At 70.3% G+C, this 20,650-nt stretch carries 22 protein-coding genes; 10 read left to right on the top strand and 12 right to left on the bottom strand.

The genetic code is table 11. The annotated features are described in order from the left end of the window. Positions 1-180: 180 nt before the first annotated feature. Positions 181-2,277, bottom strand: coding sequence for a glycogen debranching protein GlgX (gene glgX / locus ASF25_RS04325; protein ID WP_056303476.1), 2,097 nt, complete (start codon positions 2,275-2,277; stop codon positions 181-183). Positions 2,278-2,353: 76 nt separating this feature from the next. Continuing rightward, positions 2,354-3,775: a trehalose-6-phosphate synthase gene (locus ASF25_RS04320; RefSeq protein ID WP_056174763.1), complete on the bottom strand. Its 1,422-nt coding sequence runs from the start codon at positions 3,773-3,775 to the stop codon at positions 2,354-2,356. A 376-nt stretch (positions 3,776-4,151) separates the two neighbouring features. Here ASF25_RS04320 and ASF25_RS04315 point away from each other — a divergent pair, with 376 nt between their 5' ends. The 7 genes from ASF25_RS04315 to ASF25_RS04285 all read left to right on the top strand — a co-directional run bounded on the left by ASF25_RS04315 (position 4,152) and on the right by ASF25_RS04285 (position 8,718). Next, positions 4,152-4,730: a hypothetical protein gene (locus ASF25_RS04315; protein ID WP_244472895.1), complete on the top strand. Its 579-nt coding sequence runs from the start codon at positions 4,152-4,154 to the stop codon at positions 4,728-4,730. Between the two features lie 11 nt (positions 4,731-4,741). After that, positions 4,742-5,137 (top strand): phage holin family protein, encoded by a 396-nt coding sequence (locus ASF25_RS04310; RefSeq protein WP_056303474.1) that lies wholly within the window; start codon positions 4,742-4,744, stop codon positions 5,135-5,137. Then, on the top strand, positions 5,134-5,529 hold the full coding sequence (locus ASF25_RS04305; RefSeq protein WP_056174760.1) for a DUF3618 domain-containing protein: 396 nt from the start codon (positions 5,134-5,136) through the stop codon (positions 5,527-5,529). The genes ASF25_RS04310 and ASF25_RS04305 overlap by 4 nt, the downstream gene beginning before the upstream one ends. A 47-nt stretch (positions 5,530-5,576) precedes the next feature. After that, positions 5,577-6,254 carry a hypothetical protein gene (locus ASF25_RS04300; RefSeq protein WP_056303472.1) on the top strand — a complete coding sequence of 226 codons (678 nt, stop codon included), beginning with the start codon at positions 5,577-5,579 and terminating at the stop codon, positions 6,252-6,254. Between the two features lie 103 nt (positions 6,255-6,357). Next, on the top strand, positions 6,358-7,080 hold the full coding sequence (pxpB, locus tag ASF25_RS04295; protein WP_056303470.1) for a 5-oxoprolinase subunit PxpB: 723 nt from the start codon (positions 6,358-6,360) through the stop codon (positions 7,078-7,080). Continuing rightward, positions 7,077-8,126: a biotin-dependent carboxyltransferase family protein gene (locus tag ASF25_RS04290; protein WP_056303468.1), complete on the top strand. Its 1,050-nt coding sequence runs from the start codon at positions 7,077-7,079 to the stop codon at positions 8,124-8,126. The genes pxpB and ASF25_RS04290 overlap by 4 nt, the downstream gene beginning before the upstream one ends. Before the next feature lie 40 nt (positions 8,127-8,166). Beyond that, complete coding sequence (locus ASF25_RS04285; protein WP_056303466.1) at positions 8,167-8,718, top strand: alpha/beta hydrolase; 552 nt, start codon at positions 8,167-8,169, stop codon at positions 8,716-8,718. On the opposite strand, the gene ASF25_RS04280 is transcribed toward ASF25_RS04285, so the two are convergent. The 8 genes from ASF25_RS04280 to ASF25_RS04245 all read right to left on the bottom strand — a co-directional run bounded on the left by ASF25_RS04280 (position 8,702) and on the right by ASF25_RS04245 (position 15,773). Then, positions 8,702-9,760, bottom strand: coding sequence for a TIGR01620 family protein (locus ASF25_RS04280; protein WP_056303465.1), 1,059 nt, complete (start codon positions 9,758-9,760; stop codon positions 8,702-8,704). The genes ASF25_RS04285 and ASF25_RS04280 overlap by 17 nt on opposite strands. Positions 9,761-9,767: 7 nt before the next feature. Continuing rightward, positions 9,768-11,207 (bottom strand): YcjX family protein, encoded by a 1,440-nt coding sequence (locus ASF25_RS04275; protein ID WP_056303463.1) that lies wholly within the window; start codon positions 11,205-11,207, stop codon positions 9,768-9,770. A 100-nt stretch (positions 11,208-11,307) separates the two neighbouring features. Next, a complete protein-coding gene (locus ASF25_RS04270; RefSeq protein ID WP_244472894.1) occupies positions 11,308-12,534 on the bottom strand; it encodes a hypothetical protein in 1,227 nt (408 codons plus the stop codon). A 111-nt stretch (positions 12,535-12,645) separates the two neighbouring features. Then, entirely contained in the window at positions 12,646-13,170 is a 525-nt protein-coding gene (locus tag ASF25_RS04265; RefSeq protein ID WP_056303459.1) for a histidine phosphatase family protein, read from the bottom strand. Positions 13,171-13,180: 10 nt separating this feature from the next. Beyond that, the gene (locus ASF25_RS04260) at positions 13,181-14,161 is read right to left on the bottom strand and encodes an aldo/keto reductase (RefSeq protein ID WP_056174745.1); all 981 of its coding nucleotides are present in this window, start codon (positions 14,159-14,161) and stop codon (positions 13,181-13,183) included. A gap of 79 nt (positions 14,162-14,240) precedes the next feature. Further along, positions 14,241-14,552 carry a type II toxin-antitoxin system RelE/ParE family toxin gene (locus ASF25_RS04255; RefSeq protein ID WP_056261714.1) on the bottom strand — a complete coding sequence of 104 codons (312 nt, stop codon included), beginning with the start codon at positions 14,550-14,552 and terminating at the stop codon, positions 14,241-14,243. After that, the gene (locus tag ASF25_RS04250; RefSeq protein ID WP_056261875.1) at positions 14,542-14,841 is read right to left on the bottom strand and encodes a type II toxin-antitoxin system ParD family antitoxin; all 300 of its coding nucleotides are present in this window, start codon (positions 14,839-14,841) and stop codon (positions 14,542-14,544) included. The genes ASF25_RS04255 and ASF25_RS04250 overlap by 11 nt, the downstream gene beginning before the upstream one ends. Before the next feature lie 80 nt (positions 14,842-14,921). Then, positions 14,922-15,773, bottom strand: coding sequence for a MoxR family ATPase (locus ASF25_RS04245; protein ID WP_056174741.1), 852 nt, complete (start codon positions 15,771-15,773; stop codon positions 14,922-14,924). A 115-nt stretch (positions 15,774-15,888) separates the two neighbouring features. Here ASF25_RS04245 and ASF25_RS04240 point away from each other — a divergent pair, with 115 nt between their 5' ends. Together ASF25_RS04240 and ASF25_RS04235 are read left to right on the top strand one after the other, a co-directional pair. Continuing rightward, on the top strand, positions 15,889-16,191 hold the full coding sequence (locus tag ASF25_RS04240; protein WP_056303456.1) for a hypothetical protein: 303 nt from the start codon (positions 15,889-15,891) through the stop codon (positions 16,189-16,191). Further along, on the top strand, positions 16,188-16,634 hold the full coding sequence (locus ASF25_RS04235) for a PIN domain-containing protein (protein WP_056261711.1): 447 nt from the start codon (positions 16,188-16,190) through the stop codon (positions 16,632-16,634). The genes ASF25_RS04240 and ASF25_RS04235 overlap by 4 nt, the downstream gene beginning before the upstream one ends. 6 nt (positions 16,635-16,640) lie before the next feature. Here ASF25_RS04235 and ASF25_RS04230 read toward each other — a convergent pair whose 3' ends face one another. Together ASF25_RS04230 and ASF25_RS04225 are read right to left on the bottom strand one after the other, a co-directional pair. Then, a complete protein-coding gene (locus ASF25_RS04230; RefSeq protein ID WP_056174735.1) occupies positions 16,641-17,291 on the bottom strand; it encodes a hypothetical protein in 651 nt (216 codons plus the stop codon). Then, a complete protein-coding gene (locus tag ASF25_RS04225; protein ID WP_056303454.1) occupies positions 17,288-18,508 on the bottom strand; it encodes a hypothetical protein in 1,221 nt (406 codons plus the stop codon). Before ASF25_RS04225 ends, ASF25_RS04230 begins: the two co-directional genes overlap by 4 nt. Positions 18,509-18,755: 247 nt before the next feature. Here ASF25_RS04225 and ASF25_RS04220 point away from each other — a divergent pair, with 247 nt between their 5' ends. Further along, a complete protein-coding gene (locus ASF25_RS04220) occupies positions 18,756-20,633 on the top strand; it encodes a cation:proton antiporter (protein ID WP_056303452.1) in 1,878 nt (625 codons plus the stop codon). The last annotated feature ends 17 nt before the right edge of the window (positions 20,634-20,650 follow it).

The following is a 20,650-nucleotide window of genomic DNA, read 5'->3' as shown; positions in this document are numbered from 1 at the left end:
TTCGTCTTTCGTGATCACGTGAGGGGCGACGGGCGGACGCAGCCGCCGACCCTTCAAAAGGCTACGGGCCGCGCTCTGGTTCCATCGTTTCGAGGTAAGGCGGACCCGCGCTCCGGCAACCGCTCACCCCAAGAGAATTGTGCGGTGCGGGATCGGTTCCTCGACCAAGTGGACGTGGCGTTAACGCCCGTACGTCGCCGGTCGTGTCCGCAGGACATAGAGCGCACGCGGCTCGAGATGCACGCGCGCCCCGGCCGGAAACAGGGTCTGCCCTTCGGGTACGGCACCGGTCGCCCGTGTGGTGTCGAACATCAGGCTCCAGGGTCCGTCGATGATCGGCGCGAGGGTGAAATCGCACGGGGACTCGGCGGCATTGACGAGGAGCAGGAGGCGGTCGGCATCGGGCAGATCATTGCCGATCTGCATGCCGAAAGTCTGGCGGCCGTCGTCGGCCCAGGCCGCGCCATCCATCTCCGCCCCGCAGGGCGACAGCCAGTGCACGTCGCGCAACGGGCCCTCACCGACGGTACCCCCGGTGAGGAAGTCGCGTCGGCGCAGGGCCGGCTGCTCCCGGCGCAGGCGGGTGAGGTTCGCGACGAAGGCCGTGAGCGCCGGATCGGGGTCGCTCTCCCAATCGACCCAGTTCGTGGCGTTGTCCTGGTTGTAGGCGTTGTTGTTCCCATTCTGGCTGCGCGAGCGCTCGTCGCCCATGAGCAGCATCGGCACGCCCTGCGCCAGGAAGATCGTGGCGAGGATGTTGCGCTTCTGGCGGGCGCGTACCGATAGAATCGCGGGATCGTCGCTCGGACCCTCGACGCCGTAATTGCGCGTGAGGTTGTGGCCGTGGCCGTCGCGGTTGTCCTCGCCATTGGCGAGGTTGTGCTTGTCCTCGTAGGCGACGACGTCCGCCAGGGTGAAACCGTCGTGCGAGGCGGCGTAGTTGACGCTGGCCAGCGGCGTGCGGCCGGAGGCGGCAAAGATCTCGCGGGAGCCCGACAACCCCTGCGTGACCTTCGACAGCACGCCCGGGTCGCCGCGCCAGAACCCGCGCACGCTGTCACGGAACTGGTCGTTCCACTCGCTCCAGCCGCGGGGATAGGCGCCGAGCTGGTACCCGCCCTGGCCGATGTCCCACGGCTCGGCGATCATCTTGACCCGCGAGAGGACCGGATCCTGGGCCACGGCCTGGAAGAAGGCAGCCTTCGCCGAGAAATCGTGCGGTACGCGCCCGAGACTGGTGGCGAGGTCGAAGCGGAAGCCGGCGACGCCGTAGGCCGTCACCCAGTGGCGCAGGGAATCGAGGGTGAGCTGCATCACCCGGGGATGGTCGAGGTCGAGGGTGTTGCCGCAGCCGGTGCAGTCGATCTCCCGGCGCAGGTTGGATGGGTCGAGCTTGTAGTAGCTCGCGTTGTCGATGCCGCGGAACGACAGGGTCGGGCCGGAATGGTCGGCCTCGGCCGTGTGGTTGTAGACCACGTCGAGGAACACTTCGATCTCGGCCGCGGCCAATTCGCGGATCGCCGCCTTGAGGCCGCCGATCCCGGCCGGCCCGCGATAGCGCGGATCGGGGGCGAAGTAGTTGAGCGGCGAGTAGCCCCAGAAATTCACCAGCCCCTTGTCGACGAGGAAGCGGTCGTCGGCGAAGGCCTGGATCGGCAGGAGTTCGACGGCGGTGACGCCGAGCTTCAGCAGGTGCTCGATGATCGCCGGATGGGCCAGGGCGGCGTAGGTGCCGCGCGCGGCCTCGGGAACGTCGGGGTGGAGCTGCGTCAGCGCCTTGACGTGGGCCTCGTAGATCACCGTCTGCGACACGGGCCGGCGCACGGGGTGGATGGCGAGGTCGGGCACCTCCGGCGCGGTGACGACGCCGCGCGGCATGTAGGCGGCACTGTCGCGCCGATCGATCTGGTCCTCGCGCAGGAGGCCGCGGCGGTGGCCGTAGAGGGCGTCGTGCCAGCGGATACGGCCCTGGATCTCGCGGGCGTAGGGGTCGAGGAGGAGTTTCGCCGGATTGAACCGGTGCCCACGCGCCGGGTCCCACGGTCCATGCACGCGGTAGCCGTAGAGCTGCCCGGGAAACACCCCGCGCAGGTGCCCGTGCCAGACATCGTCCGTGCGGCAGGGGAGCCGGATACGACGCGTCTCGAGCCGCTCGCCCGGCTCGAACAGGCACAGGTCCACGGCGGTGGCATTCTGGGAGAACAGCGCGAAGTTGACGCCGCGGCCGTCGAAGTGGGCCCCGAGCGGCGCAGGCACGCCGTCGTCGAGGCCGATCATGCTGTCAGTCACAGAAACGTCCGGGATAGGGAGAGCCAGACGAGCGGCAGCCGCTCGTCATGGGGGCCTGCAAGGCTTATTCCGCAGCGGCCGCCGTGCGGGTCGGCTCACGCTCGACGCTGCGAAAATTCTCCAGCTCGGTCATGAAATTGCGCGCCCACCAGTCGACGTCCTCGCGCGTCATGCGCTCGACCATCGGCTTCCACCGCTCCAGGCGTTCGCCGCGCGGCATGTAGAGGGCCGTACGGATGGCCTCGGCCACCTCGAACCGGTCGTAGGGATTGACGAGCAGCGCTTCCGGCAGCTGCCGCGCGGCGCCGGCGAACTTCGACAGGACCAGCACGCCCGGATCCTCGTCGGACTGGGCGACCACGTACTCCTTGGCGACGAGGTTCATGCCATCGCGCATCGGCGTGACGAGACCGACGCGGGCGGCGCGGTAGAGACCGGCGAGCACCGGCCTCGGATAGGCCTTGGTGACGTACTGGATCGGGGTCCAGTTCGGTTCGCCGAGCGCCCCGTTGATCTCGCCGACGGTCTCGTTCACCTCGCGGCTGAGATCCTCGTACTCGGGGACCTCCGTGCGCGATTTCGGCGTGATCTGGATGTAGACGACGTTGCCGCGCTGGTCCGGGTTCGAGGCGAAGAAGCGCTCCACGGCTTCCATGCGCTCGGGCACGCCCTTGGAATAATCGAGGCGGTCGACGCCGATGAGAAGCTTGCGGGTGCGCAGGCCCGCCATGGTCTCGCGCACGGTGCGGTTGGCGCCCGCATTTTCCGCCGCCTCCTTGAAGCCCGCGACATCGATGCCGATGGGAAAGCTGCGGATGCGGGTCCGGCGTCCGTCCACCATCAGGGAGCCGCCGCCCAGCGGAATGGCCCGCAGTTCGTCGATGAGGTTGCGGGTCAGGTTGTGGACGTCGGGGTCGGTCTGCAGGCCGATGAGATCGTAGTCGGCGATCCCGCGCAGGAGGTCGTTGCTCGCCGGCAGGGTGTTGAACACGTCCGCCGCCGGCCACGGAATGTGGTGGAAGTAGCCGATGGGGTTGGCGATGCCGAGGCCGCGCAGCTCGGAGGCGAGCGGCAACAGGTGGTAATCGTGCACCCAGATGATGTCGTCGGGCTGGATCAGGTCGGCGAGCGCGCGGGCGAAGATCCGGTTGACGCGCTGGTACCCGGCATAGTCCGAACGGGAGAAGGCGCCGAGGCCGAGCCGATAATGCATGATCGGCCACAGGGCGCGGTTGGCGAACCCGCTGTAATATTCCCGGTGATCCTGGGGCGAGAGATCGACGACGGCGTATTGAACCCGTCCCCGGTCGATCAGCGTCGGCTCCGTCGAGGGATTTTCGACGACGTTGCCGCTCCAGCCGAACCACAACCCCTCATAGGCCGTGAAGGCCTCCTTCACGGCGACGGCGAGACCGCCGGCCGCCACGGCCTTGCCCCCGTCCTCGGGGACTGCGACGCGGTTCGATACGATGACGAGACGTGCCACGTAAGCCGGCTCCGGTCCTCAGGGCGCTGCGCGGGAATCGCGCACGCTCAACCTGATACAGTGGGTGAACGCGCGGAAGCCGAGCGCGATCCGTTGGTTGCAGCCAAGCGCGTTAAGACCGGTGCGGTCAAGGGGCACTCCCTCCCGCCTCACGGCAAAATAGGCGCGGCTTCGGGGCCCTGCCGGACGGGTCGACCACAGGGGCTCGGGGTTGGAACGGTCGCCACTGTCATGCTCTCCGGTCAAGCTTTGTCCCCTTAGGGAATTGCAGCTGAACGAAGACTGACACGCCCGCCGCGCCCGTTCGGAACCCTGTCTCCGCGCACGCTGTTGAACTGCGGCAACAGCGCATCGATCAGCGCCGAGGAGTAACACCGTGACCATCAATCAACCCACAGGATCGCCCGCCACAGGACCGCTCGGCGCCGAGTCTGCCGCGAATCGCGAGACGGCGGATTGGAAGGCCCTGCGCGGCGATGTCGAGGGGATCGCCGACGTGGCGGTGGAGCGCGGCCGCGGCTTCGTATCCGCCGCGCGCGGACATGCGGAAGAATATGTCGAGCGCCGCAAGGGCGACGCCGCCCAGTCGGTCAACGACCTCGCCCGCACCGTGCGGGATTCGAGCAAGACGTTCGAGGATCGTCCCAACATCCGCGCCTTCTTCGACAGCGCGGCCGAGGGCCTCGAGCACCTCGGCACGCAGATCGAGAACAAGAGTTTTTCGGAGTTCTACGAGGACGCCGAGGCGCTGGCCCGCCGTGCGCCCGTGGCCGTTGCGGTCGCCACCTTCGTGACCGGCTTCGTCGTGGCGCGCTTCATCAAGTCGTCGAGCGTGTCCGCGGTGCGTGATCGCGATCTCGACTTGCGCGATGCGCCGATCCGGGACGGCTCGCTCCGTGGCGGAACCCTCCGCGACGTGCCTGCCCCCGGGCTTCACCGCGATCACGGCGTCTGAGGGCGACACGGATGTCGAACGGACCCAATTCCAGTATCCAGGGCCTCATCGGCGACGCCCTGCGTGAGACCAACGAACTCGCCCGTAAGGAGATCGCCCTCTTCCGCAACGAGATGACGAGCAACGTACGCTCGCTCTTCGTCGGGCTCGGGCTCCTCGTCGGTGCCGCCGTCTTCGGCGTGGTGGCCCTCTTCGTCCTCGTGGACGCCCTGGTGAAATGGCTCGCCACGGTGGTTCATTCGGAAGCGCTGGCCGCCTTGATCGTGGGTGGCGTCCTCCTCGTCGTGGCGGTGATCCTCGCGCTTGTCGGCCGCAACGCCATGTCGCTCTCGGCCCTCGCGCCCGTGCGGACCTCGCGTCAGGTCCGTCAGGACGCCCGTGCGTTGTCTGAAAGGGTCTCCGGATGAGCGGATCGTTGAACGAACTCGAGAAGGACATCGAGGCGAGCCGCGCCCGCCTCGACCAGACCATCGACCAGATCCAGGAACGGCTCTCGGTGTCGAGCATCGTCGACGAGATGCTCGGCAACGCACGTCGCACGCCCCTGAGCGGGGTCTACGACGGCGCCCTCGACGCCGTGCGCCGCAACCCCGTGCCGGTCCTGCTCATCGCCGCCGGCGTCGGCTGGCTGCTCCATCGGATGTCGTCCGACGCGGCCTCCGCCGTGGTGGCCCGGCGCCGGGTGCGCCAGGCCGATGACGGCCTGCCCGTCGTCCAGACCGGTGCCGACCGGGTCTACGATCCCGACCTGCCGACGCGCCATCCCGTCAAGGATCTCGGCCAGGAAACCCAGATCTGAATCCGATCCGGGCCGCCGACGCGGCCAACCCCTACGAGGAACCTGCCATGACCCACTCTCCCAATCCCGCCCCCAAGCCCGGCGACGAGATCCATTCCCTGCCCGACGACATCGCCCTCAGGGCAGGCATGCCGCGTGGCCATCTCGACGAGGCTCCGTCCCATACGGGCGCCGACGATCTTCGCGCCCGCGCCGGTGATTTGCGCGACGCCGCCCTCGAAACCGCCGATCACCTGACCAATCGCGCCGCCGGGATCGCCGGCGACGTGCGTGACCGCGTCACCGATACGGCTCAGGACCTGCGCGCGCGGGCCTCCGGCGCCTATGACGATGCCCGCGACTGGGCGACCGACGCCCGCGACACCGGTCGTCGCCGGATCGGCGATCTCACTGAGCGCGGGTCCGAGCGTCTTCGCGACGGACGTTCGGCGGTCGGGGATTTCGTCACTGAAAATCCCCTCCTCGTCGGTGTGGTCGGACTCGCGGCCGGCCTGCTCATCGGCGCGCTCCTGCCCCGGACGCGCCGCGAGGACGAGACCGTCGGTCCGTGGGCCGACGAGGTTCGCGACCAGGGCCTGCGCTACGCCCGCGACGTGACCCATCGGGGCCGCGAGTTCGTGGCCAGCGCCCTCGACCCCGAAAACCTCCAGGCCGCCGCCCAGCGTGCCACCGCTCCTGAGGGCCCGGCGGCATCGGGCGACATTCCGGCCGCGCGCCCGCACTGACGGTCGTTTCGAGCACCTGTCGACGGCAGGGGGTGGTGTCCGAAAGGGCGCCACCCCTTTATCGTGGGCGGGACGATCCTTCGACACGGACATCGACGCGCACGTGACCCCTCCGGCGATCCGCCTGCTCTGGTGCGGCGACACGGCCCTGACCGTCGAGTTCGGCGACCGGATCGATCCGGCTCTCAACGCCCGCGTCCTCGCCCTCGACGCGCGTCTGCGGGACGCGAACCTGCCCGGAATCGTCGAGACGGTGCCAACCTACCGCTCGCTGACGATCCACCTCGACCCCCTCGCCATCGATCCGGCTGCGCTGGAGGCGGTTTTGACGGACCTCGCCGGGCGCCCGGCCCCGGCCCGGCCGCCGGCTCGGGTCTGGCGCGTGCCGGTGGTCTACGGTGGCGCGTTCGGCCTCGACCTCGATGCGGTCGCCGCCCATCACGGCCTGAGCCCGTCCGCCGTTGTCGCGCGCCATGCCGCGCCCGAGTACCGCGTGGTGATGATCGGGTTCCTGCCGGGCTACGCCTATCTCGACGGTCTCGACCCGGGCCTTGCCCTGTCGCGGCGCGCGAGTCCGCGCCCGACGACGCCGGCGGGCACCATCTCCATCGGCGGGGTCCAGGCCCTCGTCGCCAGCATCGCGGCCCCGAGCGGCTGGCATCTTCTTGGCCGCACGCCCGTGCGCGCCTTCCTGCCGGGGCGCGATCCGGTGTTCCTGTTCGAGCCCGGCGACGGCATCCAATTCGTGCCCACGGATCCCGCCCGCTGGGACGAACTCGACCGTGCGGCGGCAGCCGGCCAACCCGTGGCCGAGGTGGAGCGGTGAGCGCCCGTCTGGTCGTCGAGGCCTGCACGGGCGCCTTGTGTTTCCAGGATGGTGGCCGGCGCGGCTACCAGCGCCAGGGCTTGTCCGGCTCCGGTCCCATGGACAGGCTGGCGCTGGCAGCGGCCAACGCCCTCGTGGGCAACGCGTTGGGGATCGTCGCCCTCGAACTCGGTTTGGGCGGTGGGCGCTTCCGTCTGAAGGGCGGCGACCTGTGGATGGCGCTCGCCGGCGCGCCCTGCGCCCTGCGGGTCGACGGCGTACCGGTGCCGGACCATCGAGCGTTTCCCCTGAGCGAGGGATCCACCCTCGCCATCGAGGTGCCGCGCCGGGGCGTGTTCGCCTATCTCGCCTGCGCGGGCGGGTTCGCCGTGCCGTCGATCCTCGGCAGTGCCGCCCTGCACCAGCGTGCCGGCCTCGGCGGCCTCCATGGCCGTGGCCTGCGCACCGGTGACGTCATCGACGGCGAGAATACGTCCCCCGGTGAACCGGGGTCGTTCGGCATCCCGGGATCCTTGGATCCCCTGCCCCTCGAAACGGATGCCCCCGTGCGGGTGGTTCTCGGTCCGCAGGCGGACCGGTTCACCCCCGAAGCCGTCGCGCTGTTCACCGATGCGGCCTTCGCCGTCTCCCATCGGGCCGACCGGATGGGCATCCATCTCGACGGGCCCGCCCTCGCCCACGGGCCGCACGGTTACAACATCGTCTCGGACGCCACCGTCATGGGCTCCGTGCAGGTGCCGGGCAGCGGCCGGCCCATCGTGCTCATGGCCGATCGGCAGACCACCGGCGGCTACCCGAAGATCGCCACGGTGATCTCGGCCGATCTTCGAAGGGTCGCCCAGCGCCGGCCGGGCGAAGCGATCCGGTTCCGGGCGATCCCCCTGGCGGAGGCCTTCGCCCTGGCGCGCGAGCGGGCCGCCCTCACGGACGCCCTGCCCGGGGCGGTCCGGGCCCATGCGGCCTCGGCGGGGGATCGTCTCGCGGGCGCCAACCTCGCGGGGGCGGCCGTCGATGCCTTCGCCGATCCCCTGTCCGACGGGCCGTGAAGGCTCGACGGGTCCGGACCGACACGGTATCGCGATAGCCATGAAGATCGGCGATTGCGACATCCTCATCCTGCCGGGCTATGCCGGCTCCGAAGACGGCCACTGGCAGGGCCGCTGGGCCGAGCGCCTGTCCACCGGCCGCATCGTCGAGCAGGACGATTGGCACCATCCCGACGCCCCGGCCTGGCGCGCCCGCATCGTCGCGGCCGTGGCGGAGGCGACGCGCCCGGTCCTCATCATCGCCCACAGCCTCGGCGTGGTGGCGGCCGTTCAGGCGGCCCCGGACTTCCCGCCCGGCGTGGTGCGCGGCGCGATCCTGGTGGCGTTTCCCGATGTCGAGACCACGCCTAACCTGCCGGCGAGCGTCACCGCCTTCGCGCCGGTGCCGCGCGATCCCCTGCCCTTCCCGTCCCTGGTGGTGGCGAGCCGCAACGACCCCTACTGCACCTACGAGCGGGCCGAGGATTTCGCCTATGCGTGGGGCGCCGTCGTGGTGGATGCGGGCGAATCCGGACACATCAACGTGGCCTCGGGCCACGGTCCGTGGCCGGAGGGACTGATGCGCCTCGCCGGGTTCATGAAGGACCTCTGACGCCGCCCTCCTCCGCCGCCTCGGCGGATTTGAACAGGGATCCCGCCACGTCGGACAGGCGCGGCGCCGCCTCGCGCACGAACGGCAGGGGCCGGCAGACCGCGAGGGCCGCGAGGCCGAACCGGGCGGTCATCAGGCCGTTGAGCACACCCTCCCCGAGCTTGGCCGAGACCTTCGCGGCGAGGCCGAGCCCCAGGGCCTGCTGGATCATGCTCTCGCCCACCGCCATGCCGCCCGTCACCGTGAGGTGGGCGAGCGCCGAGCGGGCGAGCCGCAGGAAGCCGAGGAAGCCGGGGCGCCCGCCGTAGATGGTGGCGATCCGGCGGAGCAGCCGCACGGCGGCGAAGATCACGAACGCCACGTCGACGATGGCGCGGGGGCTGAGCGCGGTGACGCCCGAAACCTGCTTCGCCGCCGTCGCGATAGCCTGGCGCGCCTGCCGGTCGAGGGGGGCCAAAAGTTCGTGTTCGGCGAGCCCAAGGCGGTCGTCCACGTCGAGGATGGCGTCGCCCAGGGTGTCGAGGCGGGTCCGCCCGGCCGCCAGAGCCGCCCGTCCGGCATAGAGAGCGCTGAGATCCCGCACCACGGCCTGGGCCGCGGTGTGGTCGCGGGCGGCGAGCGCCTCGACGGCTCTGGCCCGCAGGCGCTCGATCTGCCGCTCGCGCCAGATCCCGGAGAGCTCCCGCACAACGAGCCCGAGGAGGCCGAGGGCCGCGACGCCCAGGAGCACCAGCGCGACGGCGCCGAGCCACGGGGCGGCGCCGAACAGGTCGGCGATGAGGCGCTCGACGGAGAGGCCGACGCCGAGCGACACGAGGCCGCCCAGCGCCACGAGCAGCATCGACAGCCACGGCGCCCGGGATTTCGGCGCCACCGGAACGGGCGTGCCGTCGGCGGCCTCGACGATCTCGAACGGCTCCTCGACGATGCGGACTTGGGCAGGCGAAGCCGGGGGCGGCACGAAGCCCTCGGCCACCCCGGCCGGTTCAGCGGCGGGGATTCGGAAGGCGCGGGGGCGGTTCGGCGGGGGCGTGGAGGTCATGCGGGCCTCAAGAGAGCTTGTCGCCGAGGAGGAACTGCATCGCCCGGTCGAGGCGGATCTGCGGCAGGTGACCGGGGCGTCCGAGGGCGTCGGGCTTCACCAGGGGTGGGCGAAAGCGCGGGAAACGTAGGGAGCCGGGCGGCACCGCGCCCTCCAGCACCGCCTCGGGTCGCTCGGGGAGTTCGCCGGGGAAGATCGCGGCTTCGCTCAAGCCGTCGAAGGTCTCGTCGCCGACGGATTCACCGGCCTCCGGCGTGCCCGAGACGGCGCGGAGCACTTCCGGCCCGTCGTGGATCGTGGTCTCGCGGGTGGCGCGCACGGAGGCGAGGGCCACGGTGCCGACGCGGGCGCCCGCGGCCTCCGTCCGGCGCATGGCCCGCGACACGAGGAGGCGCAGGAGCGCGTCCAGGCGGTCGTGACTGGTCTGGTGGAGATGGTCCGCCTTCGTCGCGGCGAACAGAATGCGCTCGGCGCGCGGCGCGAACAGCCGCGACAGGATGGTGTTGCGGCCGATGCGGAAGCTGAAGAGCACGGAATCCAGCGCCTCCTCGAGCTCCGCCAGGGCGGCCGGGCCGGCATCGACGGCGGCGAGGACGTCGACCAGCACGATCTGCCGATCGACCCGCTGGAAGTGGTTGCGGAAGAACGGCTCGACCACCTTGGCCTTGTAGGCCTCGAAGCGCCGCTCCATCAGCCCCGCGAGGCTACCGGGATCGAGGGGATCCGTAAGGTCGTCCAGCGGCGCGAAGGTCAGGGCCGGCGAGCCGGCGAGGTCCCCCGGCATGAGGAACCGACCCGGCGGCGTGGTCGCCACGGATTCCGGCCCGGCCCTGAGGGCGGAGAGGTAGGCCTTGAACGCCGTGCTGGCGCGCTCGGCCACCATCTCGTCGAGCGGCGCCTTCGGGTCGAGGCCCTTCAGGGTGTCGAGCCAGGGGGCGGCCATGGCGGCGCGACCGCTGCGGCGGGTGCCGGAGATGGTGGCGCGGGACCACGCCGTGTAGCTCTGGTCGATGAGAGCGAGGTCGAGGAGCCATTCGCCGGGATAGTCGACGACGTCGAGCATCAGGGTGCCCGGCCCCGAGCGCCAGCCGCCCTTGCGCTCGTACTCGATGGCGAGGCGGAACTGGCTGATCCGGTCGGTGGAGCGCGGCCACAGGCGGTCCCGCGTCAGGGCCGTGACGTGCTCCTCGAAGGGAAAGCGCGGCAGGTCGTCGTCGGGCTGGGGCACGAGGCGGGCGCGACGCAGGCGGCCCTCGTGGGCCGGGGCGAAGGCCGGCAGGGCATGGGCCTCCACGAGGTGGTGGATCAGGGCCGTGGTGAACACGGTCTTGCCCGAGCGGGCGAGGCCGGTGACGCCGAGCCGGAGCGTCGGCTGGATCAGGAGGTCGCTCGACGCCTCGGCGAAGGCCTTGACCGCGGAACCCGCACGCGCGGCAAAGCTGTTCATGAACGACTCGATGGTGGGCGGGGAGAAACGGCGGGAAGTCCAACAGAAGATCCGGCAGGGCTGAAGTGGCGCCGGGGCACCCGGCCCGCAAGGTCACGGCTCACGGCGTCGGGGCCGGCGGGCCGATGGCCGCCAGGGTTCCGGCATCCAGGCGGGCGACGGCCGCGTCCACGAGGGCCGGGCCGGCCCGCAGGGTGCCGAGCTCGACGTTCGACATGGCGAGCATCACCGCGCGCAGGGCGGGCAACGGGCGTCCGTCCGGCCCGAACAGCTTGAGATCGTCCTCGACCTTCAGGCCGACACTGCCGGCGATGCGCGCGGCGTAGTTGCGGATGCGGGTCTCGTCGTTGCTGCACAAGGGTGCCGGCACGGTGAGATCGAGGGGGCGCAGGGCGCCGCGGCCCGCGGCAATGGGCGGGAGCGCGGCGGATTCCGTGACGAACCGCTTCTGCAACTGAGCTGTCGCAGTCTCCACCGCACGGGTCGCGTTGCCCAGGACCGCACTCGGTTCGACGAGGAGCACCGACGGTTTGGCAATCAGGACGGACGGTTTCACCAGGAGTTCGGAGGGGCGGACCAGTAGCCCGTGCCGCGGCGTGGGGGCCGGTCCGGCCGCGATGGAGCCCTGGACCCTGGAGCTTCGGCCTCCGGTAGCCTCGGCTTTCGGAGCCGGTCCTCTCGCGGGCTGAGCCTTGCGATCCGGTGCCGGCGGCACCCGCCCGCCCATCCGCGCCAGGGGCGACCACGGCTGGACCCTGAGGGGGCCGCCGCGTGATGCCAGCGCCCGGCGCGGCATCCCCGCCCGGGTGTTGCGGGCGAGGAAGCGCGCCCGAAGGGTTCCGCCGAGGCCGCGCGGCGCCACCGGACCCGACACCCACGGGCTTGCGGCAGGCGTGCCCCGGCATTCCGCGGGAGCCCAGCGCCTGACGATGGAAAGGGCCGTGCGCCGGTTGAGATCGCGGTAATAGCGTCGAAGCAGGCCGGCCGCCGCATCCGCACCGTCGGCGGCGGTGGCGAAGCCCGTATGGCCTTCGGCATCGGCGCCGATCTCCCCGGACCAGCGCGCCGACTTGATGCACCAGTAGTTGTTGAGCTTGACGCAGCGGGCGACGAAGGCCGGCTCCGTCGTGGACCAGCGTGCCGCCAGGGCGAGGGAGACCGGGCGAAGCGCCTCGCCCGCCTCGATCCGCCAGTTCGAGACGGCACGGCTTTCGGGCACGAAGCGCGGCGCATCCACGGGCTTCGCCGCGACGGCCGCCGGATCCCGCGCCGGTCCGGACAGGCCCTGACGCACGGTTTCGAGGCCGCCCGCGAGGGACGACGCCAAGCTTGTCAGGATCAGGAAGGATGCGAGGAGCACGACACGCGAAAAGCTTGACCGGGGATCGGGGAAACGGCCCGGCGCCGCAACGGTTCAATGAGAGGTGGAGGCTCGGGTTCAGGCCGCCTCGTCGGCATCGAGATCGCGGGGCGCCACGAAGCGCTCCAATCGCCCTGCGCCGGCGCGGACCTTGGCCCAGGTCTCGACGTCGAAATCCAGGACGGCCAGTGCCCCGGTGGGGAACCCCTCGGCGAGGCGGTCGCGCGCCGCGGCCGGGCCGGACCCGACGAGGCGAAGCGCCACGTCCTGCAGGCCGGGATTGTGGCCGACCACGAGGAGGCAGCGTGCCGAATCGGGCGTCGCGCGGACAACCTTCAAGAGGGCCGAGTCGGGCGCCTCGTAGATGTCCGGCACGATGGTCGCGTCCGGGGCACCTAGGGCGGCCTGCACCGGTTCCCAGGTCTCCCGCGTCCGACGGGCCGGCGAGACGGCCACGTGGTCGGGCCGCAGGTTCTCGGTCACGAGATAGCCGGCCATGAGCGGCGCGTTCCGCCGGCCGCGGGGGTTGAGGGGCCGGTCGAGGTCGATCATCCCGGCCGGGCGATCGGACTTGGCATGGCGCAGGAGCAGGACACGGAGCATCGTCGATCTCTCAGTTGAAGCCCACCACGGCGTGCGGAACGTAGGGACGCTCCAGGGTCGCCATCTCCTCGGGCGTCAGCGCGAGGTCGAGGGCCGCCGCGGCATCGTCGAGGTGCCCGGGCTTCGAGGCGCCGACGATGGGAACCGTCACGGGCGATTTCTGGGCGACCCAGGCCAGCGCCACCTGCGCCCGGGGAACGCCGCGCGCCTCGGCGATGGCCGCCACCGCTTCGACCACGGCGCGGTCGGCGGCTTCCGTCGCGTCGTAGAGGCGCTTGCCGACCAGATCCGTCTCCTGGCGGGCGCTCGACACGTCCCAGTCGCGGGTGAGACGCCCGCGTGCGAGGGGGCTCCACGGCAGCACGGCGATGTCCTGATCGGCGCAGAGCGGCAGCATCTCGCGCTCCTCCTCGCGGTGGAGGAGGTTGTAATGGTTCTGCATGGTCGAGAACCGCGTCCAGCCATGGCGGTCGGCGAGGAACAGGGCCTTGGCGAACTGCCACGCATACATCGACGAGGCGCCGATATACCGGGCTTTCCCGGCCTTCACCACGTCGTGCAGCGCCTCCAGGGTCACCTCGATGGGCGTGGCGTAATCCCAGCGGTGGATCTGCAGGAGGTCGACGTAATCCGTGCCGAGGCGCGTCAGGCTGGCATCGACGGCGGCGAAGATCGCCTTGCGCGACAGGCCGCCGGCATTGGGACGGTCGCTGAGGCCGTAATAGCACTTCGTCGCGATGACGAGGTCGTCGCGGCGCGCGAATTCCTTCAGCGCCCGGCCGACGATCTCCTCGCTGGTCCCGTCCGAATAGTAGTTCGCCGTGTCGAAGAAGTTGATCCCCATCTCGACGGCCTTGCGCAGGAGCGGCCGGCTCGCCTCCTCGTTCAGGGTCCACGGATGGGGGCCGCGCTCGGGAATGCCGTAGGTCATGCAGCCGAGGCAGAGCGGCGAGACGTCGAGGCCGGTGCGGCCGAGTTTCTTCATCTTCATGGAAGCGGGTCCGCTGCTGGGGATGGAACGCGGCGATGGGCGCTATCTGGGTCGCGAAGGCGTGTTCGGAAGGGCTGCCTCAGAACAGACGTTCGAGATCGCGCCGCCCGTCGATGACGCGGACGATTTCCCCCGTGACGACCGGTCCCTCGTCGCGGTCGGGCGAGGTCTCGTACAGGATGAGAAACGGCGCTTCCACGAGAACCCGCGTCGACGGGCGAATGTCCGGTCGGCGTGGCCCCATGCGCGGATGGTCCATGAGCTGCAGGGACCGGAGTTCGATGCGGTCGTAGATCCGTTCGGCGGCCAGCCGGTTCTCGGCGCCGATCGCGAGGTAATGGTCGAGCAGATCCTGCCGCGCGAGGATCGACCAAACGACCTCAACCGGCATCGGACGTCCGGAAGCCTTGCGCGTGCGTGGCCGCGAGCCGGTCGCGGGCCTCGCGGCGAAGATCCTCGAAGTCCAGCTTGCCGTGCGTCCCACCGGCCTTGCCGGCATCCCAGGCCCGCCGCAAATCCGCGACGTCCCGTTCGCCGCGAACGCGCCGGTCGGACCAAAGGCGCACGGCATCCTGCACGGCGTCGCTCATCGACGCGTACTCGCCAGCCCGCACGGCCGAACGAATCTGGGTCGCGAGGGGTTCGGGAAACGAGACCGTCACGCGCTCGCCCTCGGCCATTGCGATGCACTCCCACTCGGTGACGGCCATAGGTCCGCTGGAGGCACCTTAATTCCGAACGCGATCGGAGACGAGCGCCTTCAGCCGCTCCGCCCTTCCCGCCGCATCATGAAGGCGAGTTTCTCGAACAGGCTCACGTCCTGCTCGTTCTTGAGGAGCGCGCCGTGGAGCGGCGGGATCAGCTTGCGGCCGTCGCGCTCGCGCAGGGTCTCCGGCGTCACGTCCTCGGAGACGAGGAGCTTGAGCCAATCCAGCAACTCGGAGGTGGAGGGCTTCTTCTTCAGGCCCGGCACCGCGCGGGTCTCGAGGAAGACCCGCAAGGCCTCCTCGACGAGGCGGTGCTTGATGCCGGGGTAGTGGACTTCGACGATGGCTTTCAGCGTCTCGGCATCCGGGAACTGGATGTAGTGGAAGAAGCACCGGCGCAGGAACGCGTCGGGCAACTCCTTCTCGTTGTTCGAGGTGATGATGACGATGGGCCGGCGCTCGGCCCGGATCGTCTGCCCGGTCTCGTAGACGTGGAACTCCATCCGGTCGAGCTCGGTCAGGAGGTCGTTGGGGAACTCGATGTCGGCCTTGTCGATCTCGTCGATGAGCAGCACCGGCCGCTCGGGATGGGTGAACGCCTCCCACAGCTTGCCGCGGCGGATGTAGTTGCCGATGTCGGACACGCGCGGGTCGCCGAGCTGGCTGTCGCGCAGGCGCGAGACGGCGTCGTATTCGTAGAGCCCCTGCTGGGCCTTGGTGGTCGACTTGACGTTCCAGGTCAGGAGCGGCGCGCCCAGACCCTTGGCGATCTCCTCCGCCAGGACCGTCTTGCCGGTGCCGGGCTCGCCCTTCACCAGCAGCGGCCGCTCGAGCACGATGGCGGCGTTGACGGCCGTGGTGAGGTCGGAGGTCGCGACGTAGTCGGCGGTGCCGGAAAAGCGCATGGGATCGGTCCGTGGCGATGGTGCGGGTCGAGGGAGGCGAAAACGGCGCCGGGTCCGCTTCTTGTCTCGCTCGGGCGTGCCGGATATATATCTGGATATAGAGTGGAGACCGGCCATGGACAACACGTCCCAGAAGCGGGCGCTCGGCGCCTACCGGGCTCGCCTGACCCAGCGCGGCATCGCCCGCTTCGAGGTGATGGGTCGCGAGGCCGACCGTGCCCTGATCCGCTCCCTCGCCCGTCGCCTCACGGAGGATGGTCCTGCCGCTGTCCGGCTGCGCGCCACGCTGTCCGCGGTCCTGGACGAACCGGCGCCGAAGACGGATGGAATTCTGGCCGCCCTGCGGCGCTCGCCCCTCGTTGGGCTCGACCTCGACTTGACGCGCTCCGACGAGGAAGGGCGCAGGATCGACCTGTGACGCGCTACCTCCTCGATACCAACATCCTCAGCAACCTCGTCAAGCCGGTCCCGTCCACATCCTTGATCGCCTGGATGGCCGAACGGCCCGACACGTCCCTCTTCATCAGCGCCCTGACCGTCGCGGAGATCCGGCGCGGCATCCTCGAACTGCCGGTCGGACGCCGGCGCGACGGGTTGGAGGCGTGGTTCGCGGGGCCTGAGGGGCCGCTGGCCTTGTTCGCCGGCCGGGTCCTGCCGTTCGACGGGGCGGCCGCTCTCGCCTGGGCGGCCCTGATGGCCGAGGGCCGGCGTCGAGGCCGGCCCCGCAGCGCCCTCGACATGATCGTCGCCGCCATCGCGGAGGTCCATGCCTGCCTTGTCGTGACAGACAACGAACGGGACTTCGCCGACCTCCCCTTCCTCAATCCGATACGCGCCGATGACGCCCACAAATCCGACTGATCGCGCTCACAGCGTCTTTCCGTCGTGCCACACGCAGTTCGAGGCCAGGATGCCGAGGTTCACGTCGGACTTCTGCGGCTGCGGCAGGGTCTTGCCGTCCATGGCGAGATCGATCTTGATCTCGACCTGACCCTTGGCCTCGTTGGTGCGGCGGGAGAAGTAGCAATATTGCTGGAACGGCTGGTCTTCGTTGGCCCGGAAGTTCCAGCCGGTGACGATCTGGCCGTCCATGTAGGGCACCTGCTTGAACACCGTGAAGGTGGTGTTCACGATGGCCTTCGAGGCGGGGGCCGCGTCGTTGCCGAGCTGGGCCTTCGTCGGGGTCGGTGTGGCGGCGGGCTTCGGCATCCCGCCTTCGAGCTTGAGGACGTTGTCGGTGAGGGTGACCTCGCCTTTGGTCTTCAGGGTCACGTCGGAGAGGGCCGCCTGCATGGCGGCGGCGATCTTTTCCGCCGCCGTGTCGAACTGGTTCATCGTGGCGTAGCCGTAGGAGGCCGCGCCCAGACCGATGCCGGCGAGCGCGCAGAAGGCGCCGAAGCCCAGCGACCGAAACAGGAAGGCGCGGGCGGCGATGATCTTCGTCTCCGCGCGCAGGCGCCCGTTGACGTTCTGCGCCAGGACGACGTTCTCCGGCGTGCCGGTGGTGTGGATGCTCATGCGCCCGCTCCCGCGCTGGCCGGCAGGGCCACCTGCGCCGGCGGACGCCGGTCGATGGGAATGACTTCGCCGGAGGCGGCGTTCGCTTCACGCTGGGGCTCAGGTGCCTCGCGCGGGGGCTTGGGCTGGGCCAACCCGATCTCCTGCCGCAGGGCGTCGGTGATGGAGTCCAGCATGTAGGGCGTCGCCGCCGGATCGACGGTGGCGCCGAGGTCGTCCTCGTCCATGAAGGTCTTGCGGACCGAGACGGCGCAGAGGGCGAGGATCGTCGACGCGAAGGCGGCGCACAGGGCCGGCACGAACACGAAGATGCGCAGGAAGGCGTGAACCTGCGCATCCGTCACATCGATGGGATCGACCCCGTACACCATGGCGGTGAACGAGTGCAGCTGCGAGCGGTTGACCGAGTTACGGTAGGCCTGCTCCGCATCCGCGACCTTGCGGTCGACCACACCCCGGTCGAGGGCGCTGCGGGCCTGCCGGGCCTCCTCCAGGGCCTTCGTCACGCCGGCGCGGTCGCTGCCGGCCTTGGCGACGCTGGCGTTGAGGGTCGCCGTGCGCGGGTCGGTGACGCATTTGAGGTTCGAGTAGCGCTGGCCCCGGCTGTTGGTGCCGGAGACCCGCTCGCAGCGCTGGGCCGGCAGGGCCGAGAGCTGGCTGGCGTTCTCCGCCGCGCGCTTCTCGATCTGGTCGAGTTCCGTGGTGTATTGCGTCACCCGGGCATCGGCCGCCGCGATCCGCCCATTGATGGTCGCCCGGTCGGCCTGCGCGTCCTTGAGGGCGGTCTTGGCCTTGGCCGCGTCCATGAGGCGGGGGTGGAACATCATCTCGCCGAGCTGCGAGACCGATTTCGTGGTCACGCCGGCGGCGAAGACGATGCCGATGATGGCCATGATCCGGATGGCGTAGGAGCGCTGCGTCCTCGCCAGGATGCCGAGCGGCACCCGGCACAGCTCCACCGCCGCGTAGACCAGCGGCGCGAGCAGCATGAAGTAGAACGCCTTCGAGTCGCCGTCGCTGTAGACCCCGGCGAACAGCCAGGCGCCCCACAGGGATGCGCCGATGACCATGAACTCCACCAGGTAGGCGATGCCGACGTAGCCCCACTTGATGCGGTAGCCCTTCTCGACGTGGCGCTCGTGGGTCCACCGGTCGGATTCCCGACGCCATTCGCGTCGCTCGCGCTGGACATCCCGGCTGGGCGGCGTCTTTCGCATGGGGCACTCGTGTCTCGAAACGCGACGAACGTGGGACTTAACATTCCGTTACGCCCCCGGCTAAGCGGCCATTGTGCCGATTTTGCGCCGCGCTGTGGGGTGCGTCTTCGGTGCAACTCTGCCGGGCGTCGGTTTCGACGAATTCGGAGGACAATCCGATTGCGCGCCCGCGCCCTCCCCCCGCATGATCGGCGGGGCCGACGATCCTCCGGCCACCCATCACGGCTCAAGGAAATCCCCAGCCTCCATGACGGACATGCACGCCGGTTCCTACAAGGAAGCGATCCTGTTCCTCGTCACCGCTGGCGTGGTGGTGCCGCTGTTCCATCGCCTGCGCATCTCGCCCGTACTCGGCTTCATCGGCGCCGGCGCGCTTCTGGGTCCGTTCGGTCTCGGCCGCTTCGCCGAAGCGATGCCGTGGCTGTCCGCCGTCACCATCGCCAACCGCGCCGAGATCGCGCATCTGGCCGAGTTCGGCGTGATCTTCCTCATGTTCATGATCGGCGTCGAGCTGTCGTGGGAGCGCCTGCGCACCCTGCGTCGCCTCGTCTTCGGTCTCGGCTCGATCCAGGTGGTGGCGTCCGCGGTGGTGATCGGCGCGATCCTGTTCGCCCTCGGCGTGCCCCTCGCGGCCACGATCATCGTCGGGCTTGCCCTCGCGCTGTCCTCCACCGCCGTGGTGCTGCCGGTGCTGGCCGAGCAGAAGCGCCTCAACACGCCCGCCGGCCGGGCGAGCTTCGCGGTCCTGCTGTTCCAGGATCTCGCCGTCGCCCCCGTGCTCTTCGCCATCGCGGTGCTCGGGCGCAGCGACGGCGCCGATGTCGGGGCCGCGCTGGCCTTCGCCCTCGGTCAGGCGGTGGTGGCCCTCGTGGTCATCGTGGTGGCGGGGCGGCTCGCCCTGCGGCCCCTGTTCCAGCTCGTGGCGCGCACGCGCTCGCCCGAGCTGTTCATGGCGGCCTGCCTCCTCGTCATCATCGGGACGGCCCTGACCGCTGCCGCCGCCGGCCTGTCCATGACGCTCGGCGCCTTCGTGGCCGGCCTGCTGCTCGCCGAGACCGAGTACCGCCGGGCCATCGAGGCCACCATCGATCCGTTCAAGGGCCTGCTGCTGGGGGTGTTCTTCGTCTCCGTCGGCATGAACCTCGATCCGGCCCAGCTGATGTCGGCGCCGGGCGCCGTCCTGGGCCTCGCCCTGGGGCTGATCCTGATCAAGGGGGCGATCATCGTCGCGGCCGCCCGGTTCCTCAGGCTGTCGCGCGCCGTCGGCCTCGAGGCGGCGCTCCTGCTCGGCCCGGGCGGCGAATTCGCCTTCGTGCTCATCGGGGGCGCGCTCGCCGGAAACCTCGTGCCCGAGGAGGTCGGGCAGGCCGCCCTCATCGTCACCACCGTGACGATGATCGCGATTCCGGCGCTCGCCGTGCTCGCCCGGCGGCTCGGCAAGCGGATGTCGCGCGGCCCACTCGGGCGGGCGCGGGCCGAGCCGGTGCCGGACAAGCAGCAGAACCGCGTGATCATCGCGGGCTACGGCCGGGTCGGGCGCCTCGTCGGTGAGATGCTGGCCCGCCACAAGATCCCGTACCTGGCCCTCGATGCCGACGCCGCCCGGGTCTCGGAGTACCGCCGCCTCGGCAATCCGGTCTATTTCGGCGATTCGGCCAACGCCGAACTCCTGCGCCGCTGCGACATCGCCAATGCGCGCGCCCTCGTGGTCACCCTCGACAACCCGCGTGCGGTGGAGGCCGTGGTCGAGGCGGCGCGGGCGGAGCGGGCCGACATCACCATCGTGGCCCGCGCCCGCGACGCGCGCCACGCCACCGCCCTCTACGAGATGGGCGTCGACGACGCGGTGCCGGAGACCATCGAGGCGTCCCTGCAACTGTCGGAGGCCGTCCTCGTCGATGTCGGCGTTCCCATGGGCCTGGTCATCGCCTCGATCCACGAGCGACGCGACGAGTATCGCGCCATGCTCAAGCGCAAGGAGACGGAGGTGCGTCCGGCCTTCCGGGCACGCCGCACCGTGGGCAAGGGAACCCTCGGCAACGCGGCGGGCGGGAAAGGAACGGAGACGGCCCGCGAGGCCGGCCTGCCGAAGGAGGCGGCCGACCCCGTGATCAGGAGCGCGTAGGGCGGCGACCCGCCCCA

Source organism: Methylobacterium sp. Leaf100 (assembly GCF_001422845.1).
GTDB lineage: Bacteria > Pseudomonadota > Alphaproteobacteria > Rhizobiales > Beijerinckiaceae > Methylobacterium.
Note: the sequence above shows the minus strand (reverse complement) of the source record. Positions and strands in the feature narration are given on the sequence as shown.

Coding starts and splice junctions, on each gene's coding strand:
- glgX (WP_056303476.1), bottom strand. CDS start 2,277: ATGATCGGCCTCGACGACGGCGTGCCTGCGCCGCTCGGGGCCCACTTC.
- ASF25_RS04310 (WP_056303474.1), top strand. CDS start 4,742: ATGTCGAACGGACCCAATTCCAGTATCCAGGGCCTCATCGGCGACGCC.
- ASF25_RS04305 (WP_056174760.1), top strand. CDS start 5,134: ATGAGCGGATCGTTGAACGAACTCGAGAAGGACATCGAGGCGAGCCGC.
- ASF25_RS04300 (WP_056303472.1), top strand. CDS start 5,577: ATGACCCACTCTCCCAATCCCGCCCCCAAGCCCGGCGACGAGATCCAT.
- ASF25_RS04285 (WP_056303466.1), top strand. CDS start 8,167: ATGAAGATCGGCGATTGCGACATCCTCATCCTGCCGGGCTATGCCGGC.
- ASF25_RS04280 (WP_056303465.1), bottom strand. CDS start 9,760: ATGACCTCCACGCCCCCGCCGAACCGCCCCCGCGCCTTCCGAATCCCC.
- ASF25_RS04275 (WP_056303463.1), bottom strand. CDS start 11,207: ATGAACAGCTTTGCCGCGCGTGCGGGTTCCGCGGTCAAGGCCTTCGCC.
- ASF25_RS04265 (WP_056303459.1), bottom strand. CDS start 13,170: ATGCTCCGTGTCCTGCTCCTGCGCCATGCCAAGTCCGATCGCCCGGCC.
- ASF25_RS04260 (WP_056174745.1), bottom strand. CDS start 14,161: ATGAAGATGAAGAAACTCGGCCGCACCGGCCTCGACGTCTCGCCGCTC.
- ASF25_RS04255 (WP_056261714.1), bottom strand. CDS start 14,552: ATGCCGGTTGAGGTCGTTTGGTCGATCCTCGCGCGGCAGGATCTGCTC.
- ASF25_RS04250 (WP_056261875.1), bottom strand. CDS start 14,841: ATGGCCGAGGGCGAGCGCGTGACGGTCTCGTTTCCCGAACCCCTCGCG.
- ASF25_RS04245 (WP_056174741.1), bottom strand. CDS start 15,773: ATGCGCTTTTCCGGCACCGCCGACTACGTCGCGACCTCCGACCTCACC.
- ASF25_RS04240 (WP_056303456.1), top strand. CDS start 15,889: ATGGACAACACGTCCCAGAAGCGGGCGCTCGGCGCCTACCGGGCTCGC.
- ASF25_RS04230 (WP_056174735.1), bottom strand. CDS start 17,291: ATGAGCATCCACACCACCGGCACGCCGGAGAACGTCGTCCTGGCGCAG.
- ASF25_RS04225 (WP_056303454.1), bottom strand. CDS start 18,508: ATGCGAAAGACGCCGCCCAGCCGGGATGTCCAGCGCGAGCGACGCGAA.
- ASF25_RS04220 (WP_056303452.1), top strand. CDS start 18,756: ATGACGGACATGCACGCCGGTTCCTACAAGGAAGCGATCCTGTTCCTC.